Below are 13879 nucleotides of genomic sequence, written 5' to 3' on the forward strand. Positions count from 1 at the left end.
CGCTTAACGCGCCAGCCAGCCGCCGTCTACCGCCAGAGTATGACCATTAATATAGTCGGAGGCCGACGAAGCTAAAAACACGACGGGCCCTTGCAGGTCGGCGGGCGTACCCCAGCGGCCGGCGGGAATACGATCAAGAATCTCTTTGCTGCGCTGCGCATCATCGCGCAGTTGCTGCGTATTATTGGTTGCCATATAACCAGGGGCAATCGCGTTAACGTTAATTCCCTGCGTTGCCCATTCGTTGGCCAGCAGTCGTGTAATACCCAGTACGCCACTTTTAGAGGCCGTATATGAGGGCACCCGGATACCGCCCTGGAAGGAGAGCATCGACGCGATATTAATGATTTTGCCGCCCTGACCCTGGCGAATAAACTGCCGCGCCACCGCCTGCGAGAGGAAAAAGACCGACTTCAGGTTCAGGTTCATGACCTCATCCCAGTCTTTTTCGCTAAAGTTAAGGGCATCTTCCCGGCGGATAGTTCCGGCGTTATTGACCAGAATATCTACCCGGCCCATCTCCGTCACCGTCTGGTTGACGATATCGTCCAGGGCATCCTGCTTACTGAGGTCGGCCTGAATAGCCATAAAGCGGCGACCCAGCGCGTTGACTTTTTCGGCGGTCTCTTGCGGGATTTTGCGGTTTACGCCGACGATGTCGCAGCCTGCCTGTGCCAGGCCGAGCGTCATTCCCTGGCCTAAGCCCGTGTCGCAGCCGGTGACAATTGCCACTTTACCTGAAAGATTAAAGGCATCCATTATCATGTTGACCTCAGAAAGTAGGGTTATTGTGATTCTGAGATAAGAATAGAAGTGGCGTATAGAAAATACAAACTAAAATGAAATGGCGTTTTAAAATATTTAAATTGATCGCATTTCTGGGCAACCTGGGTTGCCCAGTGCCGCATTAACCGAGCAGGTGGGCAGGGGTTAGCTGCGTTAGAGAGTGAAGTTTAACATCGGCCAGCGCATAGCGTGCGTCCTGCTGATTCTCCTCGGCAGGTACCACGATAGCGCGCATGCGTGCCGCTTTACTGGCGATCATGCCATTAACGGAATCTTCCAGCGCGACGCACGCCGTAGGATCGACGCCCAGCTTAGCCGCACAATCCATATAGACCTGCGGGTGCGGTTTGCTGTAAGGCAGTTTTTCGGCCGATGCGAGCGCATCGAAGCTGCTGTGCAGATCAAACATCTCCAGCACTTTTTCCAGCATATGAAGCGGCGAGGCGGATGCCAGACCCACCCGTAACCCCTGCGCTTTACAGAGCGCGACGGCTTCGCGCGCGCCTGCCAGCAGCGGGCGGCTCTCTTCAACCAGCGCAATGGCGCGGTTGATAATTAAGTCGGTGACTTCGGCGCGGCTCGGACCCGACCAGGGTTGCTGGGCAAACCACAACTCCACCACCATGTCGATCCGCAGACCGAGGGTATCCGGCAGTTCATTGCGGCGGCTGATATCCACGCCAAGGCTGGCCATGACATCCAGTTCAGCACGATCCCAGAGCGGCTCGGAATCGATCAGTAATCCATCCATATCAAAAATGGCAGCAATAATTTGACGCGAGTTTGACATTATAACTTCTCCATAAAGGGGGCCGAACACCGTGGGTGTACACAGCAATTTACCATATTGTCCTCAAAGATCGGGCGAAAATGGCGACCAGCAGGTAGACTTATCCACTATGTAAGCGTCTCTATAACGAGGAACCAATGACGTATCAACAAGCTGGACGCATAGCCATTCTTAAGCAGATCGCGGGCTGGGTGATTTTTATTCCAACGGTAATTTCCACGATCATCTCTGTTTTGAAATTTATGTATGACCACAGCGAAAAGCAGGCCGGTATAAACGCCGTCATGCTGGACTTCGCTCACGTCATGATTGAGATGATGCGTTTTAATACGCCGTTTCTTAACTTTTTCTGGTTTAACTCCCCAACTCCGGATTTCAAACAGAGCCTGAATATCGGTTTCTGGATTATCTTTGTCCTTATTTTTGTCGCGCTGGCGTTACAGGCTTCAGGTGCCCGTATGCGGCGGCAAACTCGTTTTCTGCGCGAGGGGCTTGAAGATCAGCTGATTCTGGAGAAAGCGAAAGGGGCAGAAGGGATGAGCCGGGAGCAGATTGAGTCGCGTATCGTGGTGCCACACCACACCATTTTCCTGCAAATCTTTCCGCTTTATGTGCTGCCGGTCATTTTGATTATTGGCGGCTACTTCTTCTTTTCACTGCTCGGGTTTTTGTAAGAGCATTGCCGGGCAGGTTGGCTGCCCGGCAGTTCCGTCAGGCCGCCAGTACCCTTTCCAGCGCTTTTTGGGCATTGACCAGATGCTGTCCGCCAAAGAGGATCGCACGGTTCATCAGCGTATAAAGCTGGTAAATAGGTTGGCGCTCAAGGAAGTCTGCCGGCAGGGGAGAGACCGACTGGTAACCGTCGTAGATTTGTGGCGGCTGTTCTGGGTGCAGCGGCAACATCGCCAGGTCACACTCCCTGTCCCCCCAGTAGCAGGCCGGGTCAAAAATGTAAGGCCCCTGTGGGCCGAGCGCGCAGTTATCTGACCAGAGATCGCCATGCAGGAGCGACGGCTGCGGTTGATGGGAAGAGAGCCGCTGGCGGATATGTTCCACGATGGTATCGATATTCCCGAACTCCAGCCCTTTTTCAGCCGCCAGTTCAAGCTGCCAGCCAATGCGTTGCTCGGCAAAAAAAGTAGACCAGCGCCGCTGCCAGGCGTTGGGCTGAGGCGTGGTGGAAAGATCGTTATCAAAATCGAGGCCGAATTGAGGCTGGTCGCTCCACTGGTGCAGCCGTGCAATCTGTTGCCCCAGAATAAAGGCGTTGTGGGCATCCAGCGGACGGGGAGGGAGATAATCCACCACCAAAAAACTGTAATCGCGATCGCTTCCAACGGCCAGGACCTGCGGCACGCTCACCGTTTTGCTGCGAGAGAGGAGTTCCAGCTGATCGGCCTCGGCGGTGAATATGGGCAGTAACTCCCGCTCATCGCATTTAACGAAAAGGTCGCGCCCCGCATAGCGCAGATGCCATGCGGCATGGATCTCTCCGCCTGGCAGTTCGTTACGCAGTTCAATTTCACCTTCACCCAGTTGTTCACGTAAAAGATGACTGATAGCCTGCCACATGTGCTCTCTCCCATGTTGTCTGCCAGATCATAAAGTTAGCGTAAATTGGTGGTAAAAAAATACGAACTAACGCACATCTGCGCCGTTTGGTACGAGCGAGGGCACTTATTGTTGCTTGTGCCACTCATCCCAGGTGGCAATCTCAACCGTCGCCTCTTTACCGGTAGCACTTGCCACCAGCCCTTTCGCCAGCGCTTCTACCTCATCCGGACTAAGTGGACTCACCAGACCAAAGGTATTGGGGCCGAGTTCATGCAGATTGCCCTCATCATCCGTGAGCGTTAATAAAAAACCGCTGCGGGTAAGATGGTTATTAATTTCGTTCAGTTCAGTCAGCGAATCTTCGTGGACCTTTACGGTTACGACGTAGCGGGTGATGTCACCACTGCTCATATTTCACCTCATTGTTATCATGAAATTTTTCTAGCTTAGTCGATTCATCTGGTTTGGCGACCCCTCCGGCAGGCCGAAGGGGGAATATCAGGATTTCGCCAGGTATTGATATATTTTATCGGTGTCCGCCAGAGAACAGAGACGGGTGCCCTGATTTATGGTGGCTGCGCTACCTGCGGCGACGCCGTAGCGCGTCATCTCCTGCAGCGATGCCCCCTGCGCCAGCTTGAGCGTCATGGCGCCCACCATACTGTCACCGGCACCGACGGTGCTCTGGCTTTTCATCGGGGGCGGCACCACCTGGACGAAGCCAGTGGCATCTACGGCCAGTGCTCCCTGTGGACCCAGGGAGACCACCACGCGGTGTGCTTTGCCGCTTTTTACCAGCTCTTCTGCGGCGGTACGGACGTCATCCGGCTGGGTGAGATCGCGTTTTACCAGCGCGCTCAGCTCTTTTTGGTTGGGTTTCACCAGTTCAATCCCGCCGAGTGCCAGCGCCGCGGTAAGCGCATCACCCGAGCTGTCCACAATGCAGCGAATACCTTGTCGCTGGGCGGCCTGAATGAGCTGCGTGAGTTTGTCGGTTTTGACCCCTGGCGGAAGGCTACCGCTAATAACCAGGATGGATCCGCTTTCAATTGCGAGGACTTTTTCTTCCAGTTGGCGAAACTCGTCATCACTCAATGTGGCGCCGGGCATCACAAAGCGGTATTGCTCGCTGTTAGACTCCACGTGAACATGCAGGTTCTGCCGTGTCCAGTCGTGCGCATCCACGGTCTGAACCGGAACCTGTTCATCCGCAAGCAGGGTAACCAGGTGCTCGCCGGTTGCCCCGCCTGCAGGGAAAATCGCTGTCGCTTTGCCCCCCAGGTGGGTAATGGCGCGAGCGACATTGATGCCACCGCCGCCCGGTTCGAACACGGGCGCGCTACAGCGTAATTTACCTTCCGGGTAGATCTGCGCGGTGATGGTCGCGCTATCCAGTGAAGGGGAGAGCGTTAAAGTAAAGATTCGGACCATTTTAACCTCCATTTTGTATGGGCAGCTTAAGCCTGGCACCGATAAGCCGATTGCGAAAGTAAATAACAGTATGATTTCTCATATAAATATTTTTTTGCGATGTCGCTTCTATTTATATTTTTTTAAAGGGTTTGGGATCGTTCTTATTCAAAAAATGAAATAAGAAATCATTGCTATGTTATTTGAGCCTTTTTATAATTTGTTACCTTTCGATGGGCGGCTTGTTATTGATCCATAAGAAGGTTTCCGGGACCGTGATGGTCTCTTTTTTTGTTGTACGGACTCTTTATAAATGAAGCTCTTAAAGACAGTACCCGCTGCGATGATGTTAGCGGGGGGCATGTTTGTATCTCAGTATGCAGCTGCCGATGATTCCGTTTTTACTGTCATGGATGATCCCTCCACTGCGCAGAAACCTTTTGAAGGCAACCTTAACGCAGGTTATCTGGCGCAATCCGGTAACACGAAAAGCTCATCTCTGACGGCTGACAGCACACTGACCTGGTACGGTAATACGACCGCATGGTCACTGTGGGGGAATGCCAGCAACACCTCTTCTAACGATGAGCGCTCTTCCGAGAAATATGCGGTGGGCGGACGTAGCCGTTACAATTTGACTGATGTGGATTACCTGTTTGGCCAGGCAAGCTGGCTGACCGACCGCTACAACGGCTATAAGGAGCGCGATGTGGGGACCGTCGGTTACGGTCGTCAGTTCCTGAGTGGCCCGGTTCACAGCTTCCGTTTTGAATTTGGTCCGGGTGTACGTTACGACAAATATACCGACGGCGATAGTGAAACTCAGCCGCTGGGTTATGCGTCCGGGACTTACGCCTGGCAGATGACAGACACCACCAAATTTACCCAGGGTGTTTCTGTCTTTGGTGCAGAGGATACTACCGCAAACTCAGAAACGGCGCTTAACGTTGCCATTAACGAGCATTTCGGTTTGAAAGTCGCTTACAACGTGACCTGGAACTCCGAGCCGCCGTCGTCTGCGCCAGAGCATACTGACCGCAGAACCACGCTCTCACTGGGCTACAAGATGTAATAATGGCGGGCCAATTAATATTGGCCCGTTTTTAATTCTGTGTCAGGAAATAACAAACGCCGTTTTAAAATATTAGCGTAGCTGATATCTCCATATTTCCTCCATCATTCCTTTGACTGAGCTTTGTCAGTTTATTTGACACGAATTGATAAATATTTTGACTAGGCAAAAGTGTGATCCAGATCTACACTGTGAACACAGGCAATATAAAGCCTATCAAGTTGTTCTGTATTAATTCTGTGTGAGATATCTGTTATGAATAAAATTACAACTGCGGCTGCAGTGACTGTGCTTTCTGCACTTTCATTCGGCGTATTTGCCGCCGATGCCGTTTATGACTCTGCCAGTAACATGAATAGCCAAATTGGTATTACTCAAGCTTCCGACGTTGAAGCAGGTTCAAACATCGCGCCGGGTTCACAGTCCACAGGGCAGTCCATGGACAAAGCCTTTGATGTGCATACTCTGGTTGCGGGTGAATGGTCCTAACACATGCTAATAATGGCTGGCCGTTGATTTCACATCGTCGTGCCGAGTAAAAAAAACCGGATCTTGTTGTACCGGTTTTTTTATTTTTCGCATTAATGGTTAAAATATTTAAAATTGAATTTTAGTTCTGCGCACAGAGTGCAAATATAAGTAAAGATCGCTTGCCCGAAACGAGGGGATTATCCCCAAATCATCGCAGCCCAACGTAATAACAACATCGCAGCGCATATTGCGATAAGTATCAGCACCATTTTCCAGTGTTTTTTTGAAAAGCGTTTCGTTGGCATAGTTTCCATCCCTGTTCGAATCCCGACGAAGTTTATCAAACTTCGCCTGACGATGCTTCCACCCACTCACTCGGGAAAAACGCGGCAGAGGTTATGTCTTAAAACCAGTGAAATTTATTCGCCAGGATCAGTACCACACCCGCTGCGGAGAGAATGTTCAGGATAACCACGGTTCGACTGGATACATTCATAAGACGCCCCATTATCTGTTAACGGACCAGTACAAGGATAGCTCAGCAATTGCGCCTTGCCTGTTCCCGCTTTGAATCTCAGACAAAAGTACCAGTGACTCATTCTCCGGGGAGGGTGTTTTCACTCTTTTGTTAGTGTTACCATCGGCATGCTGATCGAAAGGGGAAACCACACCCTTCGATCTTGTGCGGGATGACAAGCCAATTTGACGATTGTTGGTCAGATGGTTCGGTAATCCACTGTTAACTGTAAAATTATTCTCTTTGCATATGCTCTTATGTGTGGGGCATCACTGCGAATAAGGACATAAAATGCCTGTTATTACTCTTCCTGATGGTAGCCAACGCCATTTCGACCACGCTGTAAGCCCAATGGATGTCGCCCTGAACATCGGTCCAGGTCTGGCGAAAGCCACCATTGCCGGCCGCGTGAACGGCGAACTGGTTGATGCTTCCGATCTCATTGAAAACGATGCGCAGCTCTCCATCATTACTGCGAAAGACGAAGAAGGTCTGGAGATCATTCGTCACTCCTGTGCGCATTTGTTAGGTCATGCCATCAAACAGCTGTGGCCCAACACCAAAATGGCGATTGGCCCGGTTATCGACAACGGCTTCTATTATGACGTTGATCTTGACCACACCCTGACCCAGGAAGATATCGACGCGCTCGAAAAGCGTATGCACGAGCTCGCTGAAACCAACTACGATGTCATCAAGAAGAAAGTAAGCTGGCATGAAGCGCGTGAAACCTTCGTGAAGCGTGGCGAGAGCTATAAAGTCTCTATTCTTGACGAAAACATCGCCCATGATGACAAGCCTGGCTTGTACCACCATGAAGAATACGTCGACATGTGCCGTGGACCGCACGTGCCGAATATGCGCTTCTGTCATCACTTTAAGCTGATGAAAATCGCCGGCGCTTACTGGCGTGGCGACAGCAACAACAAAATGTTGCAGCGTATCTATGGTACGGCCTGGGCAGACAAAAAAGCCCTGAATGCCTACCTGCAGCGCCTGGAAGAGGCCGCAAAACGTGACCACCGTAAAATCGGTAAGCAGCTTGACCTGTATCATATGCAGGAAGAAGCACCGGGCATGGTGTTCTGGCACAACGATGGCTGGACCATCTTCCGCGAACTGGAAACCTTCGTACGCTCCAAGCTGAAAGAGTACCAGTACCAGGAAGTGAAAGGCCCGTTCATGATGGACCGCGTGCTGTGGGAAAAAACCGGCCACTGGGAAAACTACAAAGATGCGATGTTCACTACCTCTTCCGAGAACCGTGAATACTGCATCAAGCCGATGAACTGCCCGGGTCATGTGCAAATCTTCAACCAGGGTCTAAAATCCTACCGTGACCTGCCGCTGCGTATGGCTGAGTTCGGTAGCTGTCACCGTAACGAGCCATCAGGTGCGCTGCATGGCCTGATGCGTGTACGTGGCTTTACCCAGGATGATGCGCATATCTTCTGTACCGAAGATCAGGTTCGTGATGAAGTTAACGCCTGTATTCGTATGGTCTACGATATGTATAGCACCTTTGGCTTCGAGAAGATCGTCGTCAAACTCTCAACGCGTCCGGAAAAACGTATCGGTAGCGATGAGACCTGGGATCGCGCGGAAGCGGACCTCGCCGTGGCGCTGGAAGAGAACGGTATCCCGTTCGAATACCAGCTGGGTGAGGGCGCCTTCTACGGTCCTAAAATTGAATTTACCCTGTATGACTGCCTCGATCGCGCATGGCAGTGCGGAACAGTACAGCTGGACTTCTCCCTGCCGCAGCGTTTAAGCGCCTCTTATGTTGGCGAAGACAACGAGCGTCAGGTACCGGTTATGATTCACCGTGCAATCCTCGGTTCTCTGGAGCGCTTCATTGGCATCCTGACCGAAGAGTTTGCTGGCTTCTTCCCAACCTGGCTGGCGCCAGTGCAGGTCGTGGTCATGAACATTACCGATTCTCAGGCCGATTACGTTAAAGAATTGACGCAGAAACTACAAAATGCGGGCATTCGCGTAAAAGCGGACTTGAGAAATGAGAAGATTGGCTTTAAAATCCGCGAGCACACTTTACGTCGTGTCCCTTATATGTTGGTCTGTGGTGATAAAGAGGTGGAAGCAGGCAAAGTTGCCGTTCGCACCCGCCGTGGTAAAGACCTGGGGAGCCTGGACGTAAGTGAAGTGATTGAGAAGCTGCAACAAGAGATTCGCAGCCGCAGTCTTCAACAACTGGAGGAATAAGGTATTAAAGGCGGAAAACGAGTTCAAACGGCACGTCCGAATCGTATCAATGGCGAGATTCGCGCCCAGGAAGTTCGCTTAACAGGTCTGGAAGGCGAGCAGCTGGGGATTGTGAGTCTGAGAGAAGCAATCGAAAAGGCTGAAGAAGCTGGAGTAGATTTAGTTGAAATCAGCCCTAACGCCGAACCGCCAGTTTGTCGTATCATGGACTACGGCAAGTTCCTTTATGAAAAGAGTAAGTCTTCTAAGGAACAGAAGAAGAAGCAAAAAGTTATCCAGGTTAAGGAAATCAAATTCCGTCCTGGTACCGACGATGGCGATTATCAGGTAAAACTCCGCAGCCTGATTCGCTTTCTGGAAGATGGCGATAAGGCCAAGATCACACTGCGTTTCCGCGGTCGTGAGATGGCCCACCAACAGATCGGTATGGAAGTGCTTAACCGCGTCCGTGAAGATCTGAGTGAACTGGCAGTAGTCGAATCCTTCCCTACGAAGATCGAAGGCCGCCAGATGATCATGGTGCTCGCTCCTAAGAAGAAACAGTAAGGCCTTCAAGCAGCAAAATCTGTGGAGCCTTCGGGCCTCATAGGTTTTGCTCGCCTATGTTTCGTTTATTTAACAATGCGAAGTGGAAGTTATTAAGATGCCAAAAATTAAGACCGTACGCGGTGCTGCTAAGCGCTTCAAAAAAACCGGTGGTGGTGGATTTAAGCGTAAGCACGCAAACCTGCGTCATATTCTGACCAAAAAATCTACTAAGCGTAAACGTCACCTGCGTCCAAAAGGCCTTGTTTCTAAAGGCGATCTGGGTCTGGTTATCGCGTGCCTGCCGTACGCATAAGCCGTTAACGTTTAATTTTTTTACTAAGAATATAGATACAGGAGAGCACATATGGCTCGCGTAAAACGTGGTGTAATTGCACGTGCACGTCACAAGAAAATTTTGAAACAAGCTAAAGGCTACTACGGTGCGCGTTCACGCGTTTACCGCGTTGCCTTCCAGGCTGTTATCAAAGCAGGTCAGTACGCTTACCGTGACCGTCGTCAGCGTAAGCGTCAGTTCCGTCAACTGTGGATTGCGCGTATCAACGCAGCAGCACGTCAGAACGGTATTTCTTACAGCAAATTCATCAACGGCCTGAAAAAAGCCTCTGTTGAAATCGACCGTAAGATCCTGGCTGACATCGCAGTATTCGACAAAGTAGCGTTCACCGCTCTGGTCGAAAAAGCGAAAGCAGCTCTGGCATAAGCCAGTTGAAAGAGGGGGCTTTGCTCCCTCTTTTCATATACCCGTCATACTTCAAGCTGTACCTGCATTGGCTGCGTTCGTTCACTTCAGTCACTGATGTAAGGGCCTGAGGATTCTCTCTCTTGCCGCCTTGTTACAACGTGAATTATTTGGGGTATAACCTTATCAGAACATTGACATTTATCCGTGCAGGCTTTTCAATAAGCGCTTAACGGTTTTTCCACACAAGGTAACGCAAGCATGAATGCTGCTATTTTCCGCTTCTTCTTTTACTTTAGCACCTGAATTCAGGAGGCTAGCGCGTGAAAGATGAAACGAAAAACAGCGCCAATTAAGCCTCCCGATGGAGGCTTTTTTTGTGTCTAAATTCGAGAGATTAAGTCCACCAAATCGGTGTCTGCACCGACATAATGAGGAAAACCATGTCACATCTCGCAGAGCTGGTTGCCAGTGCAACGGCTGCCATTAACCAGGCCTCAGATGTTGCCGCGTTAGACAACGTCCGCGTCGAATACCTGGGCAAGAAAGGGCATCTGACTCTTCAGATGACCACCCTGCGTGAGCTGCCGCCGGAAGAGCGTCCAGCTGCAGGCGCAGTGATTAACGAAGCCAAAGAGCAGGTCCAGCAAGTTCTGAATGCGCGTAAAGCCGATTTAGAAAATGCCGCGCTGAACGCCCGTCTCGCTGCAGAGACCATCGACGTCTCCCTGCCAGGTCGCCGCGTAGAGAACGGTGGCTTGCACCCGGTTACCCGCACCATTGACCGTATTGAAAGTTTCTTCGGTGAACTGGGCTTTACCGTCGCCACCGGGCCGGAAATTGAAGATGACTACCATAACTTCGATGCCCTGAACATTCCGGGTCACCACCCGGCACGTGCCGACCACGACACCTTCTGGTTTGATGCGACCCGTCTGCTGCGTACCCAGACCTCTGGCGTACAGATTCGCACCATGAAAAACCAGCAACCACCGATTCGCATCATCGCGCCGGGCCGTGTTTACCGTAACGATTACGACCAGACTCACACCCCGATGTTCCACCAGATGGAAGGTCTGATCGTTGATAAGAACATCAGCTTCACCAACCTGAAGGGCACGCTGCACGAGTTCCTGAATAACTTCTTTGAAGAGGATCTGCAGGTGCGTTTCCGTCCGTCCTACTTCCCGTTCACCGAACCCTCCGCTGAAGTGGATGTGATGGGTAAAAACGGCAAATGGCTGGAAGTGCTGGGCTGCGGTATGGTGCATCCGAATGTACTGCGCAACGTGGGCATCGATCCGGAAGTTTACTCCGGCTTTGCGTTCGGCATGGGTATGGAGCGACTGACCATGCTGCGTTACGGCGTAACCGACTTACGCGCTTTCTTCGAGAACGATCTGCGTTTCCTCAAACAGTTTAAATAAGGGCAGGACAGAACAATGAAATTCAGTGAACTGTGGCTACGCGAATGGGTGAATACCTCTCTCGACAGCGAAGCGCTTTCTAACCAGATCACCATGGCTGGCCTGGAAGTGGACGGCGTTGAGCCGGTTGCGGGCGCTTTCAACGGCGTGGTAGTGGGCGAAGTGGTGGAGTGCGGTCAGCACCCTAACGCCGATAAATTGCGTGTTACCAAGATCAACGTAGGCGGCGAACGCCTGCTGGATATCGTCTGCGGCGCACCTAACTGTCGCCAGGGGCTGAAAGTTGCGGTGGCGACCATCGGCGCCGTACTGCCGGGTGACTTCAAAATTAAAGCCGCAAAACTGCGCGGCGAGCCTTCCGAAGGCATGCTTTGCTCCTTCTCTGAGCTGGGTATTTCCGACGATCATAACGGTATTATCGAATTGCCGGCCGATGCGCCTGTCGGTACCGACATTCGTGAGTACCTGAAACTCGATGACAACACAATCGAAATTAGCGTTACGCCAAACCGTGCGGATTGCTTAGGTATTATCGGTGTGGCACGTGACGTCGCCGTGCTGAATCAGACCGAGCTGAACGTACCAGAAATCGTGCCTGTTGAAGCGACCATCAGCGACACGCTGCCTATCCAGGTTGAAGCTGCAGACGCCTGTCCGCGCTACCTGGGGCGTGTGGTCAAAGGCATCAACGTGAAAGCGCCAACTCCGCTGTGGATGAAAGAGAAGCTTCGTCGTTGCGGCATTCGCTCTATCGATGCCGTCGTTGACGTCACTAACTACGTTCTGCTGGAGCTGGGTCAGCCGATGCACGCGTTCGATAAAGATCGTATCGAAGGCGGCATCGTGGTGCGTATGGCGAAAGAGGGCGAAACCCTGGTTCTGCTGGACGGCACCGAAGCCAAACTGAATGCCGATACGCTGGTAATTGCTGACCATAACAAAGCGCTGGCCATGGGCGGCATCTTTGGTGGGGAGCACTCTGGGGTTAATGATGAAACGCAGAACGTGCTGCTGGAGTGTGCGTTCTTCAGTCCGCTCTCCATCACCGGTCGTGCACGTCGTCACGGCCTGCACACCGATGCGTCTCACCGCTACGAGCGTGGTGTGGATCCTGCACTGCAGTATAAAGCGATGGAGCGTGCGACACGCTTGCTGCTCGATATCTGCGGCGGCGAAGCAGGCCCGGTTATCGATGTCACTCACGAAGCGACCCTGCCGAAGCGTGCAACCATTACGCTGCGCCGCAGCAAGCTGGATCGCCTGATTGGTCACCACATTGCCGATGCGCAGGTAGGTGATATTCTTCGCCGTCTGGGCTGCGAAGTGACCGAAGGTCAGGATCAGTGGCAGGCTGTTGCCCCAAGCTGGCGTTTCGATATGGAGATCGAAGAGGATCTGGTTGAGGAAGTTGCCCGCGTCTATGGCTACAACAACATTCCTGACGCCCCTGTTCAGGCGGGTCTGGTCATGGGCTCGCACCGCGAAGCTGACCTGTCCCTGAAGCGTGTGAAAACCATGCTTAACGACAAAGGCTACCAGGAAGTCATCACCTATAGCTTTGTCGATCCGAAAGTGCAGCAGCTGGTTCATCCAGGTGAAGAAGCGCTGATTTTGCCAAGCCCGATCTCCAGCGAAATGTCTGCAATGCGCTTGTCATTGCTGACCGGTCTGCTGAGCACCATCGTTTATAACCAGAACCGTCAGCAGAGCCGCGTACGTATCTTTGAAACCGGCCTGCGTTTCGTACCGGATACCCAGGCTGATCTCGGTATCCGTCAGGATCTGATGCTGGCCGGCGCCATTTGCGGCAACCGCTACGAAGAGCACTGGGATCTGACGAAAAACAGCGTTGATTTCTACGATTTGAAAGGTGACCTCGAGTCCGTGCTCGATCTGACCGGTAAATTATCCGAAATTGAGTTCCGTGCTGAAGCTATTCCAGCCCTGCATCCGGGCCAGTGTGCGGCAATTTATCTGCAGGGAGAACGCGTTGGTGTCATTGGCGTTATCCATCCGGAGCTTGAGCGTAAACTGGACCTGAATGGCCGTACGCTGGCGTTTGAGCTGGAGTGGAACAAGGTTGCAGACCGCGTTATTCCTCAGGCTCAGGACGTTTCTCGCTTCCCGGCGAACCGTCGTGATATCGCTGTTGTGGTGGCCGAAAACGTGCCTGCCGCAGATATTTTGGCCGAATGTAAGAAAGTTGGCGTAAATCAGGTAGTTGGCGTAAACTTATTTGACGTGTACCGCGGCAAGGGCGTAGCAGAGGGCTTTAAGAGCCTGGCTATCAGCCTGATCCTTCAGGATACCGGCCGTACACTCGAAGAAGAGGAGATTGCCGCTACCGTTGCCAAATGTGTAGAGGCATTAAAAGAGCGATTCCAGGCATCATTGAGGGATTGAA

At 52.0% G+C, this 13879-nt stretch carries 17 protein-coding genes and 1 other annotated feature; of the genes, 10 read left to right on the plus strand and 7 right to left on the minus strand.

Going from position 1 to position 13879, the window contains the following annotated elements:
- Positions 1-3: 3 nt before the first annotated feature.
- Together kduD and hxpB are read right to left on the minus strand one after the other, a co-directional pair.
- A complete protein-coding gene (gene kduD / locus WFN75_RS04760) occupies positions 4-765 on the minus strand; it encodes a 2-dehydro-3-deoxy-D-gluconate 5-dehydrogenase KduD (RefSeq protein ID WP_207293581.1) in 762 nt (253 codons plus the stop codon).
- A gap of 142 nt (positions 766-907) precedes the next feature.
- Positions 908-1576, minus strand: a complete 669-nt coding sequence (gene hxpB / locus WFN75_RS04765; RefSeq protein WP_336995681.1) for a hexitol phosphatase HxpB — start codon at positions 1574-1576, stop codon at positions 908-910.
- Between the two features lie 137 nt (positions 1577-1713).
- On the opposite strand from hxpB, the gene WFN75_RS04770 reads away from it, so the two are divergent.
- Entirely contained in the window at positions 1714-2250 is a 537-nt protein-coding gene (locus WFN75_RS04770; RefSeq protein WP_207293583.1) for a YniB family protein, read from the plus strand.
- Positions 2251-2287: 37 nt separating this feature from the next.
- Here the strand turns inward: WFN75_RS04770 and WFN75_RS04775 are convergent, their stop codons facing one another.
- The 3 genes from WFN75_RS04775 to pfkB all read right to left on the minus strand — a co-directional run bounded on the left by WFN75_RS04775 (position 2288) and on the right by pfkB (position 4561).
- Positions 2288-3148 carry a fructosamine kinase family protein gene (locus WFN75_RS04775; RefSeq protein WP_040076013.1) on the minus strand — a complete coding sequence of 287 codons (861 nt, stop codon included), beginning with the start codon at positions 3146-3148 and terminating at the stop codon, positions 2288-2290.
- Positions 3149-3253: 105 nt separating this feature from the next.
- Positions 3254-3541, minus strand: coding sequence for a type V toxin-antitoxin system endoribonuclease antitoxin GhoS (gene ghoS, locus WFN75_RS04780; RefSeq protein ID WP_207293584.1), 288 nt, complete (start codon positions 3539-3541; stop codon positions 3254-3256).
- 87 nt (positions 3542-3628) lie between these two features.
- The gene (gene pfkB / locus WFN75_RS04785; RefSeq protein ID WP_046885908.1) at positions 3629-4561 is read right to left on the minus strand and encodes a 6-phosphofructokinase II; all 933 of its coding nucleotides are present in this window, start codon (positions 4559-4561) and stop codon (positions 3629-3631) included.
- Between the two features lie 292 nt (positions 4562-4853).
- Between pfkB and WFN75_RS04790 the strand changes: the two genes are divergently transcribed.
- Both WFN75_RS04790 and WFN75_RS04795 read left to right on the plus strand, forming a co-directional pair.
- On the plus strand, positions 4854-5612 hold the full coding sequence (locus WFN75_RS04790) for a DUF481 domain-containing protein (RefSeq protein WP_212477934.1): 759 nt from the start codon (positions 4854-4856) through the stop codon (positions 5610-5612).
- A 255-nt stretch (positions 5613-5867) separates the two neighbouring features.
- Entirely contained in the window at positions 5868-6101 is a 234-nt protein-coding gene (locus tag WFN75_RS04795; RefSeq protein WP_040076008.1) for a hypothetical protein, read from the plus strand.
- A gap of 179 nt (positions 6102-6280) precedes the next feature.
- On the opposite strand, the gene yniD is transcribed toward WFN75_RS04795, so the two are convergent.
- Positions 6281-6388 carry a small membrane protein YniD gene (gene yniD / locus WFN75_RS04800; RefSeq protein ID WP_154298868.1) on the minus strand — a complete coding sequence of 36 codons (108 nt, stop codon included), beginning with the start codon at positions 6386-6388 and terminating at the stop codon, positions 6281-6283.
- Between the two features lie 98 nt (positions 6389-6486).
- Positions 6487-6579 (minus strand): stress response membrane protein YncL, encoded by a 93-nt coding sequence (gene yncL, locus WFN75_RS04805; RefSeq protein WP_156132618.1) that lies wholly within the window; start codon positions 6577-6579, stop codon positions 6487-6489.
- A 312-nt stretch (positions 6580-6891) separates the two neighbouring features.
- Here yncL and thrS point away from each other — a divergent pair, with 312 nt between their 5' ends.
- From thrS to pheT, 7 genes are all read left to right on the plus strand, one after another.
- Entirely contained in the window at positions 6892-8820 is a 1929-nt protein-coding gene (gene thrS, locus WFN75_RS04810; RefSeq protein WP_040076006.1) for a threonine--tRNA ligase, read from the plus strand.
- A 3-nt stretch (positions 8821-8823) separates the two neighbouring features.
- Positions 8824-9366: a translation initiation factor IF-3 gene (infC, locus tag WFN75_RS04815; protein WP_059287945.1), complete on the plus strand. Its 543-nt coding sequence runs from the start codon at positions 8824-8826 to the stop codon at positions 9364-9366.
- 97 nt (positions 9367-9463) lie between these two features.
- A complete protein-coding gene (rpmI, locus tag WFN75_RS04820; RefSeq protein WP_003030583.1) occupies positions 9464-9661 on the plus strand; it encodes a 50S ribosomal protein L35 in 198 nt (65 codons plus the stop codon).
- Between the two features lie 51 nt (positions 9662-9712).
- Positions 9713-10069, plus strand: a complete 357-nt coding sequence (gene rplT / locus WFN75_RS04825) for a 50S ribosomal protein L20 (protein WP_000124850.1) — start codon at positions 9713-9715, stop codon at positions 10067-10069.
- Positions 10070-10304: 235 nt separating this feature from the next.
- Positions 10305-10429 (plus strand) — a sequence feature (Phe leader region).
- The gene (gene pheM, locus WFN75_RS04830; RefSeq protein WP_001386830.1) at positions 10310-10354 is read left to right on the plus strand and encodes a pheST operon leader peptide PheM; all 45 of its coding nucleotides are present in this window, start codon (positions 10310-10312) and stop codon (positions 10352-10354) included. Its footprint overlaps the feature before it by 45 nt.
- 62 nt (positions 10430-10491) lie before the next feature.
- Positions 10492-11475: a phenylalanine--tRNA ligase subunit alpha gene (gene pheS / locus WFN75_RS04835; protein ID WP_040076004.1), complete on the plus strand. Its 984-nt coding sequence runs from the start codon at positions 10492-10494 to the stop codon at positions 11473-11475.
- Positions 11476-11490: 15 nt separating this feature from the next.
- Complete coding sequence (pheT, locus tag WFN75_RS04840) at positions 11491-13878, plus strand: phenylalanine--tRNA ligase subunit beta (protein ID WP_336995682.1); 2388 nt, start codon at positions 11491-11493, stop codon at positions 13876-13878.
- Position 13879: the final 1 nt, after the last annotated feature.

Source organism: Leclercia sp. UBA7405 (assembly GCF_037152215.1).
GTDB classification, from domain to species: domain Bacteria; phylum Pseudomonadota; class Gammaproteobacteria; order Enterobacterales; family Enterobacteriaceae; genus Enterobacter; species Enterobacter pneumoniae.

Coding starts and splice junctions, on each gene's coding strand:
- WFN75_RS04790 (WP_212477934.1), top strand. CDS start 4,854: ATGAAGCTCTTAAAGACAGTACCCGCTGCGATGATGTTAGCGGGGGGC.
- kduD (WP_207293581.1), bottom strand. CDS start 765: ATGATAATGGATGCCTTTAATCTTTCAGGTAAAGTGGCAATTGTCACC.
- pheS (WP_040076004.1), top strand. CDS start 10,492: ATGTCACATCTCGCAGAGCTGGTTGCCAGTGCAACGGCTGCCATTAAC.
- rpmI (WP_003030583.1), top strand. CDS start 9,464: ATGCCAAAAATTAAGACCGTACGCGGTGCTGCTAAGCGCTTCAAAAAA.
- yniD (WP_154298868.1), bottom strand. CDS start 6,388: ATGCCAACGAAACGCTTTTCAAAAAAACACTGGAAAATGGTGCTGATA.
- pheT (WP_336995682.1), top strand. CDS start 11,491: ATGAAATTCAGTGAACTGTGGCTACGCGAATGGGTGAATACCTCTCTC.
- WFN75_RS04775 (WP_040076013.1), bottom strand. CDS start 3,148: ATGTGGCAGGCTATCAGTCATCTTTTACGTGAACAACTGGGTGAAGGT.
- WFN75_RS04770 (WP_207293583.1), top strand. CDS start 1,714: ATGACGTATCAACAAGCTGGACGCATAGCCATTCTTAAGCAGATCGCG.
- pfkB (WP_046885908.1), bottom strand. CDS start 4,561: ATGGTCCGAATCTTTACTTTAACGCTCTCCCCTTCACTGGATAGCGCG.
- ghoS (WP_207293584.1), bottom strand. CDS start 3,541: ATGAGCAGTGGTGACATCACCCGCTACGTCGTAACCGTAAAGGTCCAC.
- WFN75_RS04795 (WP_040076008.1), top strand. CDS start 5,868: ATGAATAAAATTACAACTGCGGCTGCAGTGACTGTGCTTTCTGCACTT.
- hxpB (WP_336995681.1), bottom strand. CDS start 1,576: ATGTCAAACTCGCGTCAAATTATTGCTGCCATTTTTGATATGGATGGA.
- yncL (WP_156132618.1), bottom strand. CDS start 6,579: ATGAATGTATCCAGTCGAACCGTGGTTATCCTGAACATTCTCTCCGCA.
- thrS (WP_040076006.1), top strand. CDS start 6,892: ATGCCTGTTATTACTCTTCCTGATGGTAGCCAACGCCATTTCGACCAC.
- rplT (WP_000124850.1), top strand. CDS start 9,713: ATGGCTCGCGTAAAACGTGGTGTAATTGCACGTGCACGTCACAAGAAA.